Annotated in this window: 15 protein-coding genes and 1 tRNA gene; 7 read left to right on the forward strand and 9 right to left on the reverse strand. The window is 71.4% G+C overall.

Translation table 11 applies throughout. The features are described from left to right. Positions 1-193: 193 nt before the first annotated feature. The 3 genes from ACTRO_RS17100 to ACTRO_RS17110 all read right to left on the reverse strand — a co-directional run bounded on the left by ACTRO_RS17100 (position 194) and on the right by ACTRO_RS17110 (position 2,563). Positions 194-267 (reverse strand) — tRNA-Pro (locus tag ACTRO_RS17100). 80 nt (positions 268-347) lie between these two features. Further along, the gene (locus ACTRO_RS17105; RefSeq protein WP_034264177.1) at positions 348-1,391 is read right to left on the reverse strand and encodes a diacylglycerol kinase catalytic domain-containing protein; all 1,044 of its coding nucleotides are present in this window, start codon (positions 1,389-1,391) and stop codon (positions 348-350) included. Then, positions 1,388-2,563 carry an SPFH domain-containing protein gene (locus ACTRO_RS17110; RefSeq protein ID WP_051450972.1) on the reverse strand — a complete coding sequence of 392 codons (1,176 nt, stop codon included), beginning with the start codon at positions 2,561-2,563 and terminating at the stop codon, positions 1,388-1,390. The genes ACTRO_RS17105 and ACTRO_RS17110 overlap by 4 nt, the downstream gene beginning before the upstream one ends. Positions 2,564-2,712: 149 nt before the next feature. On the opposite strand from ACTRO_RS17110, the gene ACTRO_RS17115 reads away from it, so the two are divergent. From ACTRO_RS17115 to ACTRO_RS17125, 3 genes are all read left to right on the forward strand, one after another. Beyond that, entirely contained in the window at positions 2,713-3,654 is a 942-nt protein-coding gene (locus ACTRO_RS17115) for a beta-ketoacyl-ACP synthase III (protein WP_034264181.1), read from the forward strand. 70 nt (positions 3,655-3,724) lie between these two features. Continuing rightward, positions 3,725-4,798: an MBL fold metallo-hydrolase gene (locus ACTRO_RS17120; RefSeq protein WP_034264183.1), complete on the forward strand. Its 1,074-nt coding sequence runs from the start codon at positions 3,725-3,727 to the stop codon at positions 4,796-4,798. A gap of 76 nt (positions 4,799-4,874) precedes the next feature. Further along, positions 4,875-5,168, forward strand: a complete 294-nt coding sequence (locus ACTRO_RS17125; protein ID WP_034264186.1) for an MTH1187 family thiamine-binding protein — start codon at positions 4,875-4,877, stop codon at positions 5,166-5,168. 644 nt (positions 5,169-5,812) lie between these two features. On the opposite strand, the gene ACTRO_RS50350 is transcribed toward ACTRO_RS17125, so the two are convergent. Beyond that, positions 5,813-5,935, reverse strand: coding sequence for a hypothetical protein (locus ACTRO_RS50350; RefSeq protein ID WP_281177868.1), 123 nt, complete (start codon positions 5,933-5,935; stop codon positions 5,813-5,815). Here ACTRO_RS50350 and ACTRO_RS17130 point away from each other — a divergent pair. Further along, a complete protein-coding gene (locus tag ACTRO_RS17130) occupies positions 5,934-7,118 on the forward strand; it encodes a serpin family protein (RefSeq protein WP_034264189.1) in 1,185 nt (394 codons plus the stop codon). The genes ACTRO_RS50350 and ACTRO_RS17130 overlap by 2 nt on opposite strands. 105 nt (positions 7,119-7,223) lie before the next feature. On the opposite strand, the gene ACTRO_RS17135 is transcribed toward ACTRO_RS17130, so the two are convergent. Together ACTRO_RS17135 and ACTRO_RS17140 are read right to left on the reverse strand one after the other, a co-directional pair. Continuing rightward, positions 7,224-8,003 (reverse strand): VOC family protein, encoded by a 780-nt coding sequence (locus ACTRO_RS17135; protein WP_034264192.1) that lies wholly within the window; start codon positions 8,001-8,003, stop codon positions 7,224-7,226. A 153-nt stretch (positions 8,004-8,156) separates the two neighbouring features. Then, the gene (locus tag ACTRO_RS17140; protein ID WP_063628015.1) at positions 8,157-9,830 is read right to left on the reverse strand and encodes an MFS transporter; all 1,674 of its coding nucleotides are present in this window, start codon (positions 9,828-9,830) and stop codon (positions 8,157-8,159) included. A gap of 121 nt (positions 9,831-9,951) precedes the next feature. Here ACTRO_RS17140 and ACTRO_RS50355 point away from each other — a divergent pair, with 121 nt between their 5' ends. Then, positions 9,952-12,804 (forward strand): helix-turn-helix transcriptional regulator, encoded by a 2,853-nt coding sequence (locus tag ACTRO_RS50355; protein WP_034264195.1) that lies wholly within the window; start codon positions 9,952-9,954, stop codon positions 12,802-12,804. A 163-nt stretch (positions 12,805-12,967) separates the two neighbouring features. On the opposite strand, the gene ACTRO_RS17150 is transcribed toward ACTRO_RS50355, so the two are convergent. Further along, positions 12,968-13,630 (reverse strand): tyrosine-protein phosphatase, encoded by a 663-nt coding sequence (locus ACTRO_RS17150; protein ID WP_051450973.1) that lies wholly within the window; start codon positions 13,628-13,630, stop codon positions 12,968-12,970. Continuing rightward, positions 13,627-14,499 carry an inositol monophosphatase family protein gene (locus ACTRO_RS17155; protein ID WP_051450974.1) on the reverse strand — a complete coding sequence of 291 codons (873 nt, stop codon included), beginning with the start codon at positions 14,497-14,499 and terminating at the stop codon, positions 13,627-13,629. Before ACTRO_RS17155 ends, ACTRO_RS17150 begins: the two co-directional genes overlap by 4 nt. A gap of 92 nt (positions 14,500-14,591) precedes the next feature. On the opposite strand from ACTRO_RS17155, the gene ACTRO_RS17160 reads away from it, so the two are divergent. Further along, positions 14,592-15,374 carry a GNAT family N-acetyltransferase gene (locus ACTRO_RS17160; RefSeq protein ID WP_034264197.1) on the forward strand — a complete coding sequence of 261 codons (783 nt, stop codon included), beginning with the start codon at positions 14,592-14,594 and terminating at the stop codon, positions 15,372-15,374. Positions 15,375-15,454: 80 nt separating this feature from the next. Here ACTRO_RS17160 and ACTRO_RS17165 read toward each other — a convergent pair whose 3' ends face one another. Further along, a complete protein-coding gene (locus ACTRO_RS17165) occupies positions 15,455-16,156 on the reverse strand; it encodes a carboxymuconolactone decarboxylase family protein (protein ID WP_063628016.1) in 702 nt (233 codons plus the stop codon). 106 nt (positions 16,157-16,262) lie between these two features. On the opposite strand from ACTRO_RS17165, the gene ACTRO_RS17170 reads away from it, so the two are divergent. Next, entirely contained in the window at positions 16,263-16,841 is a 579-nt protein-coding gene (locus tag ACTRO_RS17170; RefSeq protein ID WP_084316341.1) for a type II toxin-antitoxin system PemK/MazF family toxin, read from the forward strand. Positions 16,842-16,846 lie beyond the last annotated feature (5 nt).

Genomic DNA, 16,846 nt, shown 5'->3' on the forward strand with positions numbered 1-16,846 from the left:
CGCGGCCTCGTGGATCTGAACCGGGGTCTTGGCAGTCCTTGGGAGACGCTGACACCACACATCACGAGTAGGCACCGATTTCCGCGGACGTGCCATCCCCTGACGTCCTATCCCACGGTCAAACGACGGTCAGAGACGCGGAAGAGGCCCCGTCCGATTTCTCGAACAGGGCCTCTCACCTGCTGCTTCTCCGTCGGGCTGACAGGATTTGAACCTGCGACCCCTTGACCCCCAGTCAAGTGCGCTACCAAGCTGCGCTACAGCCCGAAGTCCGATGCAGGAAGAACCATACCGCATCCGAGCGGCGGTTCTCACCTTTGATAGCGGGGGCGGGTTGGGGGCGGGGGCTAGACGACGAGGCGGAGGGTCTGGGCGGCGGGGGTGATGGTGACGGTCTGGCCCCAGCTCAGGGTGAGGCGGTCGGCTTCGATGCCGTCGCCGAAGACGACGAGGTCCTCGCTCTGGACGAGGACGCGGAGGGCTTGGGCGGGCTCGATGAGGCCTTCGGTGAGGTCGGCGCCGGTGGCGGGTGAGGGCCAGGCTTCGCGGACGAACCAGCCGAGGCGGCGCTCGGTGGGGGCGGGGAGCGTCAGGGCGCTGTGGCGCTCGCGGGCGGCGGAGCGGAGCCAGCCGGTGGCGCCGGTGCCGGTGCCGGCGAGCAGGCCGGAGGACGACTGCTGCTCGCTGCGGCCGTCGGGGAGGGTCAGCACGTAGCGGGCGGACTGGTGGGTGGGGCTGCCGAGGTACACCTCGTTGAGGGCATGGAGGGTGAGGAGGGAACCATCTTGAACGGGAGGTGCGGGTGGGGAGGGAGGGGAGAGAAGGGCGGCGGAGGAGCCGCCGTCGGCAGAAGCGGACGTGCCGTAGCCGGGGCCGCCTCCGCCTGAGTAAGCAGCCGTCTGCGCGGCCGCGGCCTGGGGGGCGGTGGAACTGACGGCGGCGGCGACCATCGTGCGCTCCTCGATCTCCGCCCGGCCCTCGGCGGCTTCGGCGATCAGCGCGGCGCAGTGGTCGGGGCGGTGGCGGGTGAGGACGCCGAGACCGGTGCCGGGACTGGGGTCGATGCCGATGACGGGCTGGCCGCTGAGGTATTTGGCCACGTTCGCGGCGAGGCCGTCTTGGCCGACGACCACGACGATGTCCTCCGGCTCGAACAGGAAGCGGTCCAGGTCCTCCCGCTCGACCGCGCCGCGGCGCCAGGTGCCGGGGACTGCGGACGAGACCGTCTGGAGGGCGCGGTCGGTGGCCGAGTGCCGCTCCTCCACCGCGGACAGCGACAGGCTCGCGGCTTTGGCCTGGAACTTCGCCTGGCCCCAGGTGCCGCGCTCGCGGACGATCTGCTCGCGCTCAGTACGGCGGTGGACCACGACGACCCGGGGGACGAGGCTCATCGGGCGTCGGCCTGGTCACCGGTGGCGGGGAGGGCAGGGCGGGGGCCGCTGCCGAGCATGCCGCCGAGGACGGTGCTGAGCAGGTCGGGGCTGAGGTTCACGCTGCCGATCTGGGGCAGTGCGCCGGCGAGCTCCTGCGCGGCGAGCGCGAGCAGGATCTTCGGGTCCTGACCCTGGTAGACGGTCATCCGCGCGTCCTGAGCCGCCGCTTCGGACATGCCGAGCTCGCGGACGCGCTCGGCGTCGGCGGCCGCGGCCAGCCGGATCCGCTCGGCGTCGGCCGCGGCGGCGAGGCGGATACGTTCGGCGTCCGCGGCGGCGTTGATCCGGGTGCGCTCGGCTTCGCCCTCCGCGGCGATCCGCGTCCGCTCCGCCTCGGCTTCCGCGGCGATCCGGGACCTTTCGGCCTCGCCGACGGCCCGGATGCGCGCCGCCTCGGCCGCTTCCTCCGCCTTCTTGCGCTCGTTCGCGCCCTGCTGCGCCAGCAACTGCTCTTCGCGGGTGGCGAGCTCGATCCGGTTCTGCAGCTCGTTCTCGGCGATGGCCCGCTCGCGGTTGACGGCTTCGGCACGACGCTCGAAGCCGGCGCGGTCGGCTTGCTGCTGGATCAGTTCGCGGGCGGGGGCTCGCAGCGCCCGCTCGACTTCGGTCTCGGGGCGGACGGCGACGATGCGGGTGTCGACGATCTCCAGCCCGGTTTCGGCCAGCCGCTCGTCTCCGGACAGGCCTTCGGCCACCCGGGTGCGTACGGCCGCCGGGCCCTCGGCGAGTGCGGCGGCCAGCGGGAGGGAGGCGAGCAGCGACAGCGCGTGCTGTTGGGCGAGCTCGGTCAGCAGGCCGGCGACCTGGTCGAGCGGGGTGCCTTGGGCTGCTCCGGTGGCCGTGTCGATGCCGAAGTCGAGGCGGCGCGCGGCCTTGAGCGGGTCGGCGAAGCGGTAGGTGACCGAGCCTTGCACGGCCGCTTCCTGGAAGTCGGCGGTGCGGCCGCGGAAGACGAGCGGCAGCTCGCGGTCGTCGACGGGCACTTCGGACAGCACGGTGCCGAGCGGCCGGAACCAGAAGGACTGGCCGACGCCCTGGTGCGCGACGTCGCCGCGGCGCAGGTGTACGACGTGGCCGGTGCCGGTGCCGCGATAGTGGCTGACGAACGGCCGCTTGGTGATGTGTGCCATGTATTCCACCCCTGCTTCCTACGGTATGAGGGCCCTGCCTCCCCGGTGCCCGCCGCAGACGATACGCCGCCCACGGCATTATCGTCAAGATGACGAAAAGGGGGACGTCGCGACGCCATGGACACCATCGAACTCTCTAGACTCGAGGTATGACCGCATCCCGGATCGCCGCCGTCGGGCACTACCAGCCTGCGGAGACGCTGACCAACGCCGACCTCGAGCAGCTCGTCGACACCAACGACGAGTGGATCCGCACCCGCGTCGGCATCGTGGAACGCCGTATCGCGCGCACCGAGTCTGTGGCCGATCTCGCCGTGCAGGCGAGTGCCAAGGCCTTGGCGAGCTCGGGACGAGCGGCGAACGAGATCGACATGGTGGTGGTCGCGACGACTACCGCGATCGACCGCTGCCCGAACACGGCGGCGCGGGTGGCCGCTGCGCTCGGGCTCGGTAGTCCGGCGGTGCTGGACGTCAACACCGCTTGCTCCGGCTATAGCCACGCGCTGGCAGTGGCCGACCACGCCGTGCGGGCCGGCGCCGCTCGAGCCGCCCTGGTGGTGGCCTCGGAGAAGATGTCGGACGTGACGGACTGGACCGATCGGAGCACCTGCATCCTGATCGGCGACGGCGCGGGCGCTGCGGTCATCGAGGCCTGTGACGACGCGGAGTGGGGCGTGGGTCCGGTGTTCTGGGGGTCGGCGCCGGACAAGTCGCGGATGGTGCTGATCGAGGGCGACGTACCGCGGTTCAGCCAGGAGGGGCAGGCGGTCTACCGCTGGGTCACCGGCGAGGTGGCGGCTCTGGCACGCCGGGCCTGCGACGCGGCGGGTGTGACGCCGGATCAGCTCGCCGGGTTCGTGCCGCACCAGGCGAACCTGCGCATGATCGAGCCGTTGGCCCGGCAGCTCGGTCTGGCAGGCAAGGTGATCGCGCGCGACGTCGTGAACTCGGGCAACACGTCGGCCGCGAGTGTGGGCATCGCGCTCTCGAAGCTGGTCGAGTCGGGCGAGCTGGTCAGCGGGGATCTGGCGTTGCTGTTCGGGTTCGGCGGCGGTCTGGCGTACGCGGGACAGGTCGTACGCTGCCCATAGAGGTACGAGGTATGAGGACCGGTCGGCGCAAGACGAGCCACGGAGCAGGTGGCCGAGTACATTCGGCTTCATGACCACCACGGCCATCACAGCTCTCGGCTCCGACGTCCACCTGATCGATACCGCCATGTCGGGCTACGACGGGATCACCGCCGCGTACGCGATCCTCGGCGACCGGCCCTGCCTGGTCGAGACCGGCACGGCGACCAGCGCCCGCACAGTCGTCGAGGCGTTGGCCTCGCTCGGCGTCGGAGCGGCAGACTTGGCCACGATCGTGGTCACGCACATCCACCTGGACCACGCCGGCGGCGTGGGCGATCTGGCCAAGGCCTTTCCGCGTGCCCGCATCGTGGTGCAGGAGGCGGGGGCACGGCATCTCGCCGACCCGTCACGGCTCATGGCCAGCGCGCGCCGCGTGTTCGGCGACGCGATGGACGACGTCTTCGGCGAACTGCTGCCCACTCCGGCCGAGCGGATCGAGGCCATCGGCGCGCGTGGACGGGTGGATCTCGGCGGCGGGCGCTACCTCGAGGGGCACCATACGCCCGGGCACGCGCGGCATCACCTAGGCCTGGTCGACTCGGTGAGCGGCGACCTCTATGTCGGCGACGCGGCAGGGCTCTATATCCCGCCGGACGGGGCCGACCCGCTGACCGGGCTCGCCCCCGGCTCCGCGAACGGGAGCGGGAACTCGGACATGAACGGGAGCGGCGAGGTCTCAGCTGGAGCAGGGGCTGGCGCTGCGGCCGGGGCTGACGTGGCCGGCACGATACTGCCCGGCACGCCGCCGCCGGACTTCGACCTCGACCTCGCGCTGGACTCGCTCGCCCGGATGCGACAGCTCGGGTCGACCAGGCTGCTGTTCTCGCACTACGGACCGATCACGCGCGTCGACGAATCGCTGGAGCGCGCGGAGGAGGAACTGCGCGTGTGGGTCGGGCTGGTGCGCGAAGCCCGGTCCGAGCAGATGGACCTCGACCATACGCTGGCGCTGGTACGTGACCGCACCCGGGAGCGCTACGCGCGGCTGCTGGCCAGACCGGAGATCGCGGCGAAGTTCGAGGCGCTCTCGTCGAGCGTCGCGAACGTGGCGGGGATCAGTCGCTGGCTGGAGAGCTTGGACGCGGCGGCGCAGACGGACTGACGACGAGTCGGTTCTTGTCAGTCGTCGGCGTTAAAGTCGATCTCACACGACAAGGTGCGAAAGTCAGGGAGTAATCATGCTGGTAGCTTTCTCGGTCACGCCCATCGGGGCCGGCGAGGACGTCGCGGCGCCGGTCGCCGCAGCAGTGAAGGTCGTGCGGGAGTCGGGGCTGCCCAACCGCACGGACTCGATGTTCACGACGATCGAGGGCGAGTGGGACGAGGTGATGGACGTGGTCAAGCGGGCGTGCGAGGCGGTGCAGGACGGCAGCGGGCGGGTCAGCCTGGTGCTCAAGGCGGACATCCGGCCCGGAGTGGTGAACGCGATGACGGCCAAGGTGGAGAAGGTGGAGCAACTGCTGGCGGAGTAGGGACGGGGGCGCGAAGAGCGCGATAAAGGAGGAACGCAGCGACGGGGAGTGCGGCGAGACTGGACCGCGGTGGTGGAAACCACGGCAAGACTGGACCGCGGCTACAGGGACCGCAGCTACAGGGATCGCGGAAAGAGAGAGCTGCGGTAACGGGGCCGCGGTGGGGCCGAACTGCGGCACGGGGACCGCGGTGGAAGAGAGCTGCGGTGAGGACCGGCCGCGGTCGGGTCCGCGATGACGGGAACCAAGTGGCTGCGCGCTCCGTCCAAGCGCTGATTCCCGGCGGTCGGCGCCGGGCGGGCGGAGGGGGCTGCGATGATGCGGCGACGCATTCCGGTTCGGCGTCCTGGACGGGGCCAAGGGACTGAAGGGGGATGGATTCGGCGGGAGGGCTCCAGCCACAGTCAGAGTCGTGGGCTGGGCTGGATACAAATCCGAGGCGGGCGACGGGTAAGGGAACAGGTACGGGGGCAGGACACGGGTCTTGGGCTGGGCCGCCTGGGACGGGGGCGCGAGAGGGGGCTCAGTCAGGAACTGGGACAGGACACGGGTCTTGGGCTGGGCCGCCTGGGACGGGGGCGCGAGAGGGGGCTCAGTCAGGAACTGGGACGGGAACGGGCACGTAGCCAGGGACGGGGACTAGGTCAGGGCAGCGCTCGGCGGCCGGTGGCGGCGGCCGTGGCGATGGGTGCCGCGATGACGCTGGTGGGGTTGGGCCTCTCGGGGTGCTCGGGGTCAGACCTTCCGGCGGGGACGAGCCTCGTCATGGCGGCGCACGCTGCTTCGATCCCGGTGTCCGACGCTCAGCGGCAGCTGGCGACGCAGGGGTCTAACGCGTTCGCCGTGTCGCTGCTGCGAGCGCTGGGCACGGGCGACGGCGACCTGACCTTTTCGCCGCAAACGCTCAGCGACCTGCTCGCGCTGGTCGCGCCGGGTGCGCGTGGGCAGACGGCAGCTCAGCTGCTTTCCGCCTTAGGTTTGAGCACTTCGGGACTGACGGCCGATCAGGTGAGTGCCGCGCTGGGCGGGGACGACTCCGTGGCCTTGGCCGATGCGAAGCAGGGGTCTATCACGCTGCGCATCTCGAGCGATGTCTGGACGGCTACCACCGTCAAGCCGTCGCAGAGCTACCTCTCGGCGATCGACGGCGCGTTCGGCTCGGGGCTGCACCAGACCGACTTCGGCAAGGATCCGGACGCGGCTCGCCGGGCCGTCAACCAGCTCGTGGAACAGGAGACCAACGGCTACATCTCAGACCTCTTCCCGCCGAACAGCATCGATGAGGACACGCGGATGGTGCTGACCGACGCGCTCTACCTCGACGCTGCTTGGGCCTCGCCGTTCGACCCTTCGGACACGAACACGTCGGGCACGTTCACTCGCGCGGACGGGTCGACCGAGACCGCGGCGCTTATGGAGCAGAGCGGATCGTTCGGCTACGCCGCCGGGTCGGGCTGGCAGCTGGCCGAGCTGCCGTACCAGGGCGGCAAGCTCGCCATGGACGTACTGCTCCCCGACTCCGGTCGCGGCACGCTCGCGAGCTTGCGCGGGCAGCTGACCAGCGCGTCACTGACGTCCATGCTCGGCGGGATCCGGCCGGTGTCGATGCAGCTGACGCTGCCGCGCTTCACCACGGATTCGAGTCTGGGCTCGCTCAAGCAGGTGCTCGGGCAGCTCGGCGTCAAGGATCTGTTCAACCCGGACGCGGCCGACTTGAGCGGGATGACTGCCGATCGGGAGAGCCTCTACGTCTCCGCGGTGGTAGCGAAGGCGCACATCGCGGTGGGTGAACATGGCACGGTCGCGGCGGCTGCCGCGGGCGGGGCGGCTGGAGCTACGGCGGCGCGGGCGCCCGGGGTGACCTTCACTGTCGACCACCCGTTCCTTTACCTGATCCGTGACCTGACGACCGGGCAGATTCTGTTCATGGGGCAGGAGAGCTCGATCTGAGCGAACGGGCATCGGCAGCGTGCAGAGGCGGGGGCTCGACTGAGCGAACCCGCTTAGGCAAGGGGGCGGGGCAAGGGGGCAGGACGGCGACGGGGAACGGCGCGGTCAGACCCTGCTTTCCTTCACCGGGCCGAAGATGCCGAAGACGGCGCCCTGCGGGTCGCGGAGCACGCTGATCCGCAGGGTGTCCCCGGGGACGTTCTCCGGGGGCATCAGCACTCCGCCGGCGGCGGCCGCGGCTTTCGAGGCGACCACGTCGACGTCGGCGACGTTGAAGTACGGCTTCCAGTGGGGGGCGGCGTCAGCGACGGGGACGGGGAGGGTGTTCAGGTCGATCAGGCCGCCGAAGTGGGCGCCGTCGAGGCTCCACTCCGTGTAGAAGTCGCTCAGGTGGGTGGCCCAGCCGAAGATCGCGGGGTAGAACTCGAGGGCTTGCGGGACGTCGCGGGTGGACAGTTCGATCCAGCCGAGCGAGTTGGGGTCGCCGAGGATCTCGGCTCCGGTGAACGACTTGGCCTGCCAGATCGAGAAGGCCGCGCCGCCCGGGTCGGACAGGACGCCGTAGGTGCCGAGGTCGAACACCTCGGTCGGCGGCATCAGCACCTTGCCGCCGTGGGCGACGGCCTCGGTGGTGATGTTCTCCGCGTCGGCGACGCCGAGGCAGACGCTCCAGGCCACCGGCTGGGTCTCGTTGAACAGCGGCATCACCGCCGCCACCGGGGACTGGCCGATCTTGAACATGGTGTAGCCGCCGGCTTCGGGGCGCGGGTCGGTGTCGCCGCGCCAGCCGAAGACCTCGCCGTAGAAGCGCTGAGCGGCCGCGGGGTCCGGGACGCTCAGCTCCGTCCAGCACGGGGTGTGCAGCGCCGCCTTCAGTTCCACCATGGTCCGGAACCCTTCCGTTTCTCCGTATCGCGTGGGGATCGCGTGGGATCGGATGGATTGCCCACGTTCCGCTTGTGCACCCTAGCGGCGGGAGAGCTACGGGAGCGTCCGGACCACGGCTCACTGCGCCATCGGACTGACCGCTGTCACCCGTTACCCGCTGACGGAGGGGGGAGAGACGGCGGCGGACGAGGGCGAAGAGGAAGAGACAGGGGCAGAGGGAGAGGATGAGGTGGGGGCGGACGAAGAGGGGGATGGCGAAGGGGAGTTCGGCGGAGCGGACGAAGCGGACGGGGTGTCAGCTAGAGCCTCGGCGGCGCTCGTGGCATCGGCTGCACCAGTGGTACCGGCGTCAGCGGCAGCCCGGGCGGCCGCGGCCTTGCGCGGGTCGGGGAGCAGCAGGATCAGGGCGGCCGCGGCTGCGGCGACGAGCACCAGCAGCACCAGGGACGCGGCGAAGGCGTCGGTGTACGCGGCGGCGTCGAGGCGGACGCCCAGGCGGTCGAAGTACACGATCCCGGCGAGTGCGACGCCGATCGCACCGCCGATCTGCTGGACCGTCGAGAGCAGGCCGGAGGCCGAGGACGAGTGGCGCGGGTCGACGCCGGCGAGCACGAGGCCGAACATCGGCGTGTACACGTAGCCCATGCCCGCTCCGATCACCGCCATGGCCGGGATCAGCCAGCAGATCGTGTGCCCGGCGCCGGCCTGATGCACCGTCACGGCCATCAGTCCGTAGCCGGCGCCCTGGACGACCGCGCCGACGGCGAGCAGGTTGCGGCCGAAGCGCTTGGCGTACTTTCCCGAGGTCATCGAGGTCAGCAGGTAGGGGCCGCCGACGGCGCCGAAGAGCAGGCCCGAGTCGAGGGCGGACAGGCCGCGGCCCTGCTGCAGGTAGAGCGCGAGGATGAAGAAGTACGAGGCGATGGTGAGGTTGTAGACCAGCGCGACCGGCATGCCGACGGCGAAGGCGCGCGACTTGAACAGCACCGGGTTGAGCACCGGGGTGCCGCCGCCCACGATCAGCCGGCGCTGGTGGGCATAGAAGAGCCCGAGCAGGATGGGGCAGGCGGCGAGGCAGCACCAGGTCCACAGCGGCCAGCCGTCGGAGCGGCCTTCGACCAGCGGGACGACGAGCGCGAGTACCGCGGCGGCGACCAGGCCGGTGCCGATCGGGTCGAGCCGGGTGCGGGCGGCGCCGCGCACGACGGGCAGGGCGCGCATGGCCATCACCGCGGCCGCCACGCCGATGGGGACGTTGATCCAGAACACCAGTCGCCAGCCCAGGTCCCACAGGTTCGCCTGGATCAGCGCGCCGCCGATCAGCTGGCCGAACACGGCGCCGAGTCCGGCGGTCAGGCCGTAGCCGCTGAACGCCCGGATCTGGGCGGGCCCGCTGAAGGCCGCGCCGATGACGCCGAGGATCTGCGGCAGGAAGATGGCCGCGGCCAGGCCTTGGACGGCGCGGGCGGCGATCAGCACGTTGGGGTCGGGGGCGATGCCGCAGCCGGCCGAGGCGAGGGTGAACAGCAGCATGCCGAGGATGAAGGCGCGGCGCCGGCCGAACAGGTCGCCGATGCGGCCGCCGGTGATCAGTCCGGCGGCGAGCGCGATGCCGTAGGCCGCCACCACCCACTGGATCCCGGCGGTGCTCGCGTGCAGCTCCTTCTGGGCGGAGGGCAGCGCGACGTTCACGATGAAGAAGTCGAGGATGGCCATGAAGACGCCGATCAGCAGCACGAACAGCGTGAAGGGGCTGTTGTGCCGCGGGTCGGCGGAGGGCTTGAGCCCGTCGCGGCGGTCCGAGCGCAGTTCGGTTGTCGTCATGGCCGTGACGCTACGGAGCGGGGCGCGATCCGGAATCAGTCACGAATCAGTAATCGGGTAGGTAGGGCGCGGCGGCGAAACCCGCCTGATCTCGTCGGCGGGCGTGATTAGACTCGTTCCTATGCTGAGCGGGCGGGATCGGGAACTTCAGGCTCTGCGCGCGCTGCTCGCGGGTGCGCGGGCGGGGCGCGGCGGGGCGCTGGCGCTCGTGGGCGAGGCAGGGATCGGCAAGTCGGCGCTGCTGGAGTCGCTGGGCCTCGAGCAGGGCGTCAGGGTTCTGCGGGCGACGGGGTTCGAGGCGGAGTCGGGGCTGGCGTACGCGGGGCTGCATCTGCTGCTGCAGCCGGTGCTGGGCCGGCTCGCGGCGCTGCCGGCGCCGCAGCGGGAGGCGCTGGAGGCGGCGTTCGGGCTGGGTCCGGCGGAGGCTTCGGGCGCGTCCGACCGTCTGCTGATCGGGCTGGCGGTGCTGACGCTGCTGTCGGATCTGGCCGGAACCGAGGCCGAAGCCGAGGGTGAAAGCGACAGCGACGCGGAGCGCCCGGTGTTGTGCCTGGTCGACGACGCGCACTGGCTGGACAAGCCCTCGCTCGAGGCGCTGGTCTTCGCGGCGCGGCGGCTGGGGTCGGAGCGAGCGGCGATCGTCTTCGCGGGGCGGCCGGGTCACGCATTGCTCGATCGGTCCGGGCTCACTGAGCTCGAAGTACGGGGCCTGACACCGGAGGCTGCGGCCGAGCTGCTGGGGCAACGGCGGGGCGAGGGGCTTTCGCCGGCGGCGACGGAGCGGATCCTGGCGCAGGCGCAGGGCAATCCGCTCGCGCTGCTGGAGCTGCCGGCCGAGGCGGCGAGCCCGAACCAGGGCTTTGACATGTTGGGCGAAACCTGCCTGCCCGAGCTGCCGGACCGGCTGATGGACGCCTTCCGCACGCAGGTGGAGGCGCTGCCGTCGGAGAGCCGGGCGCTGGTGCAGCTGGCCGCGGCGGCGGACGGGCTGAGCCTGGACGTGCTGCTGCGGGCGGCGCCGGCGTTCGGGGCGCCGCCGGAGGCGATCGGACCGGCCGAGCGGGCCGGCATCTTGCAGGCGAATCAGGGGTCGTTCACGTTCCGGCATCCCTTGCTGCGCACGGCGGTGGCCTCGACCACGCCGGTGCCGGTGCGGCTGGCCGCGCATCGCGCGCTGGCCGGGGCGCTGAGCGGGCCGGAGGACGCGGACCGTCGGATCTGGCACGAGTCCGCGGCGGCGACGGAGCCGGACGAGCGGCTCGCGGCGGAGCTGGAGCGCACGGCGGAGCGGGCGGCGTCGCGCGGCGGCCGGCAAGCGGCGGTCGCGGCGTACGAGCGGGCCGCGCGGTTGAGCCCGGATCCGGCGCGGCGGCTGGGGCGCTGGGTGGCCGCGGCGGAGGCGGCGGTGGAGCACGACGACGCGGAGCGGGCGCAGGAGTGCGCGCGGGCGGCGGAGGCGGTGCTTGCGGAGCTGGCCGCAGCGGGCGGCGTCGCCGATCTGGAGTTGCGTTCGCGGCTGGTGCTGGCGCGGGCGGCGGCCAAGTTCGAGCTCGGCGATCTGCGCTCGGCGTATCAGATCGCGTATACCGGTGCGGCCGAGCTCGGCGCGGCCGGCGAGTATCGGCACGCGGGCTGGCTGCTGTGTCAGACCGTGGACATCGCCTGGTATCTCGGTGACCGCGAGGTGGAGTCGTACAGCCAGCTGTTCATGTCGTTCACGGACCTCTCGCCCGAGGATCCGGCGTACACGGTGGGGCTGTTCGTGGAGTCCGCGCTGCTGCTGTCCCTGCGCGAGCAACTCAACTTCCTGCCATTCCGCCTGGCCGACGCGGTGGCGAAGGCAAGGGATGCGGGGGCGGACAGCACGCCGGCGCTGCTCACCATGGGCGCACTGGCGCCGATCCTGGCCCAGGACGAGGAAGCACTGGAGCTGTTCGCGCGGGTGCTCACGGATTCCCGGGAGCACGGGCGGATCGCCTGGGTCTCCCCCGCGCTCGGCGCGCTGGGTCGGATGCAGGCGCACCTCGGCCGGCTGCCGGAGGCGCGTGCTTCGGCGCTGGAGGCGAGTGCGCTGGCCGAGGCCGCCGGGCAGTCGCAGTGGCTGAGCCAGGTCGCCGGCCTGTCGGCGTATCTGGCGGCGGCTGCGGGCGAGGAGGAGCAGTGCCGGGCGTACGCGCGGCAGGCGCTGACCGACTTGGCGCCGACGGTGATGTCACTGGGCGAGTCGTGGGGACGGTGGGCGCTCGGGCTGCTGGATCTGGGTCTCGGGCGGCCGTCGGCGGCGCTGGAACACTTGCGGATACTGGAGAACGGGCCCGCGGTGCACCAGCTCGCGGCGACGCGCGCGTTGCCGGACCTGCTCGAGGCGGCGCTGCGGGCGGGCGACCGCGAGACGGCCGAGCGCGCGCACGACCGGCTGGTGCGATGGGCGGCGGGAATCAGGCAGGACGCGGCGGACGCGCTGGTGTTGCGCGGAGAAGCAATGCTGGCCGAGGACGATGCGGGCACTGCCTTGGGTGCGTTCGAGGCGGCAGTGCGGCTGTACGAGCGCCGCGACCTTCCGTTCGACCGCGCGCGGACGCAACTGCTGTGGGGCGAGCGGCTGCGGCGGGAGCGGCGCAGGACGGAGGCGCGCGGGCCGCTCAACGCCGCGTTGGAGACGTTCGAGCTGCTCGGCGCGACGCCGTGGGCCGAGCGGGCGCGGCAGGAACTCGCGGCGAGCGGCGGTCCCGCGTCGACGACGGCCGCGGCCGTGGTCACGCCGACGAACGGACCGGCCGCGGCGGCGCTGGCGGTGCTGACGTCGCAGGAGGCTCAGATCGTAAGGCTGGCCGCGCAGGGATTGTCGAACCGTGACATCGCCGCGCAGCTGATTCTCAGCCCTCGAACGGTTGGTCACCACCTCTACAAGGCGTACCCGAAGCTCGGCGTGCTCTCGCGCGGCGAGCTCCCGGCGCTGCTCGGGACGAAGTAGCTGGTGTCCCGATCCGGAAATTCGCTGCATAAGAAATCGGTTCCAGCGTTCGTCTGGCAAGGCGCCGGGATGCCCTCATACTCGCCTCGTCTGTGGGCATTTCGGCAACGCGGCCAGGCGGGCGCTGGGGCCGATTTCTGCAGCGTATTTGCGGTGAGGGACACTAGACGAGTCGAGCCCGCACAGCTTCGTCGAAGTAGAGCTCCGGGCGCAGCTCGGCCAGGAATTCCAGTGCCAGCAGGCGAATCCGAGCGCGGCCATCGTCATCGAGGGATGCGATGTCGTCCGGGCTGCTGTCTGCCTCCCTGCGCGCGAGCAGTCGCTCCATGCTGTGCTCGTAGTCGGCGACGATCGCGTCAGCGGGCACGCCGGCGTGGGCGAGCAGCAGCATCGAGGCGAGTCCGGTGCGGTCCCTGCCTGCGGCGCAGTGTACGACGATGACACCGGGCCCTGATTCGGTTATCGCCTTGCCGAGGTCCACCGCGGCTTCCGGATAGTCCCTCAGGTACTGCGCGAGGTTGCGTGGCAAGCCGGGCGGATCCCACTGCGCGATCCATTCAGGGCTCGCATACGCGTCGAAGGGCACGCGCAGGAACGCGATGCCGTCGGGGCGTTCGATCTCGCCGCACTCTTCCTCGTTGCGCAGATCGATGACGGTGGTGACGCCGTATTCCTTCAGCGCGGCCCACCCAAGCGGGGTGAGGCCGTCGAGGCTGTCCGCGCGCACGAACCGGCGCGGCGCGGTCGTGCCGCCACCGGCGATCGGCAGACCGCCGAGGTCCCGGACGTTGACGCAGCCCTCCCAGTCCAGGTCCCGGTTCTTCACGCGAATGCCGTGTCCGCCTGCGGAGACGGGCGTCGCTGCGCGAGTCCGGCGACCATCGCCTGTGCGGTCGCGAGATCCGGCGCGGCGACGAAGGGGAGGGCGTTGCCGCCGGTCAGCTGGAAGGGGGTTCCGTCGGCGCACAGCGTCACGCCGCCGGCCTCGGCGTAGAGGAGCAGTCCGGCGGCGTGGTCCCAGACGTACTCCCACGTCATCACGGCGGCCGTGCGCTCGCCGGAGGACAGCGCCAGGTACGCCGTGCCCGCGCCGTCGATGTAGTTCATGGCGAGGCCGTGGGTGCTCAGCCGCGCCATCGCCTCGCGCGTCGCCGCGAGCCAGTAACGCGGCTGCGAGCCGATCGCGTCGAGGCCGATCAGGCCGTTCGCGGGGTCGGGCGGGGGCGCCGCGTGCAGTCGGTTCCCGTCCAGGTAGGCGCCGCGGCCTTTGACCGCGTGGGCCATCCGATCGAGCCATGGCACGTATATCCATGACGCGACCAGTTCGGTGCGCACGGCCAGCGCGACGAGGACGGTGAACCTGGCGTTGCCGTTGGCGTAGTTCTCGGTACCGTCGATCGGATCGATGATCCACACCGGCGCGTCGCCGGCGAGCAGGTCGAGCACGGCGCGGTCGGCGAAGACCGCCTCCTCGCCGACCACGCGCGAACCCGGCAGCAGCGCGGTCAGCCTGGCCCCGAGCTCGCGCTCGGCGGCGCGGTCGGCGACCGTGACCAGGTCGTCGGGGGCCTTCTCGTCGATATCGTCCGCGGTCAGACGTCCGAACCGGGGCAGGATCTCCTGCGCTGCCACCGCGCGTATCGCCGCAGTCACCTGCTCCACGGTGCCCTCCGGCACGGTGAACTCATCCGTCATGTGATCACTGTGCCACAGCATGGGGCAAACGCGGCAGGGCCGCGGAGTGAACGCTGCCGTCGCCGTCCGCGCTGGCGTTACCATCCAGCACTGTGGACATTTCAGCGGTGCTAGAACTCTTCGACCGCCAGCTGCGCCGCGACCTCGTCGCCGAGGCGCCCGACGTGATCGAGCGAGCCGGGTCCGTGGTGCGGCAGGTGGGGGCGGGCGACGCCTGGACCGGGGTGATCTGGTCGGACCTGGGCGAGGACGGGGCGGCGGCGGACGCGGCGATCGCGGAGCAGGTGCGCCACTTCACCGAGTCGCGGAGCGAATTCGAGTGGAAGCTCTACGCGCACGACCGGCCTGCGGATCTGGGCGAGCGGCTGGCCGCGGCCGGGTTCACGGCCGAGGAGCCCGAGACGGTTCTGGTCGCCTCGGTCGCCGACCTGCCGGTCGAGCCCGTGCTGCCCGAGGGGATCAGCCTGCTGAGAGTGGTCGACGTTGCCGGGGTGGAGCTCATGATGCAGGTGCACGACGAGGCCTTCGGCCGGCCTTCGCCGCGGCTGCACCGGCAGTTGCTGCACCAGGTGGCGAACGACCCTGATTCGGTCGACGCGATCGTCGCCATGGCCGGAGACCGGCCGGTGTGCGGCGCGCGGACGGAGTTCCACCGCGGCACGCGGTTCGCCAGCCTGTGGGGCGGCGGGACGGCGAAAGACTGGCGTGGCAAGGGAATCTACCGCGCTACCGTGGCCTACCGGACGGCGCTGGCCGCGGAACGCGGGTATCAGTACCTTCAGGTCGATGCCTCGGACCAGAGCCGTCCGATCCTGGAGCGCCTCGGATTCAGTGCGCTGACGACGACGACTCCGTACACGTACACGCCTCACTAGAGCAGCCGCAGCCGAACCCGCGCAGGCACCCGCCGCCGCGCGCGCCGTCGCCCCGCAGGACGACGCGCGCGGGACGCGGCCTACTTGGAGCCGAGCAGCCGGGAGAAGAAGCCCCGCTTGGGCTTGAGCTCGGCCGACGCGGGGCCGTCGGAAGCAGACGAACCCGCGGAATCGCCCTCGGACGCAGCGGCCGCAGCCGCCCCAGCTCCGGAAACAGCGCCGGAAACAGCGCCGGCAGGCGCCTGGCGCGGGATCGCATAACCCTGGTTCACCAGCCGCTCGGCCACGACCGCGTACGCGGCGGGGTCGTGCGGGGTGAGCGTGGCCAGGCCGTCGACGTAGCGGTTGTACATGCAGAAGGCCGCGGCCACCAGGACGGTGTCGTGGATGTCGCGGTCCTCGGCACCGGCCGCGCGCGCGGCCGCGATCTGCTCCTCGGAGACCGCCCAGCCGCCCTGCGCGACCGAGCCCGCTATCGCCAGCAGCGCGCGCAGCTTGTCGTCGATCGCCGCCTGGGCCGGGTCCTTGCGCACCTGGTCCACGAGCGGGGTGCCCTCGGGCAGCAGCATCGCGGCACAGGCGCCGTGCGAGGCGGCGCAGTACTCGCAGTCGTTCTGCTCGGAGACGTAGGCCGCGATCAGCTCGCGCTCGCCCCGGGTGAGCGGGGAGTCGCCGCGCAGCAGCACCTCAGCGAGGTCCATCAGGGCTTTGGCGGTCTCTTTGCGGTAGTCCAGCAGAGATCGGATACCGGCGAGATTGGGGTCCAGGAAGATGTGCGGCACAGGAACTCCCGTGTATTCAGATGCGTCGTCAGATTCGGGCGTACATTAGCGTACGCGCCCGCCTCCGCCCACCCCCGCTTCAGTCGGGGCCGATAGGGTGCCGCCTATGACCGAGACCCATCACCCGAGCCCGCTGGACCTGCCGCACCACCAGATAGAGCACTTGGTGGAGAACCACGCCGGGCACGCCGCGGAGATATCCGAGGGCGGCCACGCGCACGGCGCGGAGCACGACCCGTTCGCCGACTCGCCCGGACGCCAGGGCCCTTACGCCACCGAGGAAGTGGACCCGCACTCCGTCGGGTCGGTGCACACGCAGTACGCCCCGAAGCACGACGGGCAGCCCGACCCGGGCGAGGTCGTCTGGACCTGGGTGCCCTACGAGGAGCACGACGGGCGCGGCAAGGACCGGCCGGTGCTGCTCGTGGCCCGGGAGAAGGAGGGGGCGCGGCGGGACGAGACGCTGCTGGCGATCAAGCTCACCAGCAAGTGGCACGCGGACGCCGAGAACTGGGTGGATGTGGGCGCGGGCAACTGGGACCGGGAGGCGCGCGAGTCCTGGGCCGTGATCGACCGGGTGATGCGGGTGCACCACGACGGCATCCGGCGCGAGGGCTGCGCGATGGAGCGGGCCGACTTCGACAAGGTCATCGAGCACCTGCACCAGCGCTACCGCTGGAGCTGACCCCG

The organism is Actinospica robiniae DSM 44927 (assembly GCF_000504285.1).
GTDB lineage: Bacteria > Actinomycetota > Actinomycetes > Streptomycetales > Catenulisporaceae > Actinospica > Actinospica robiniae.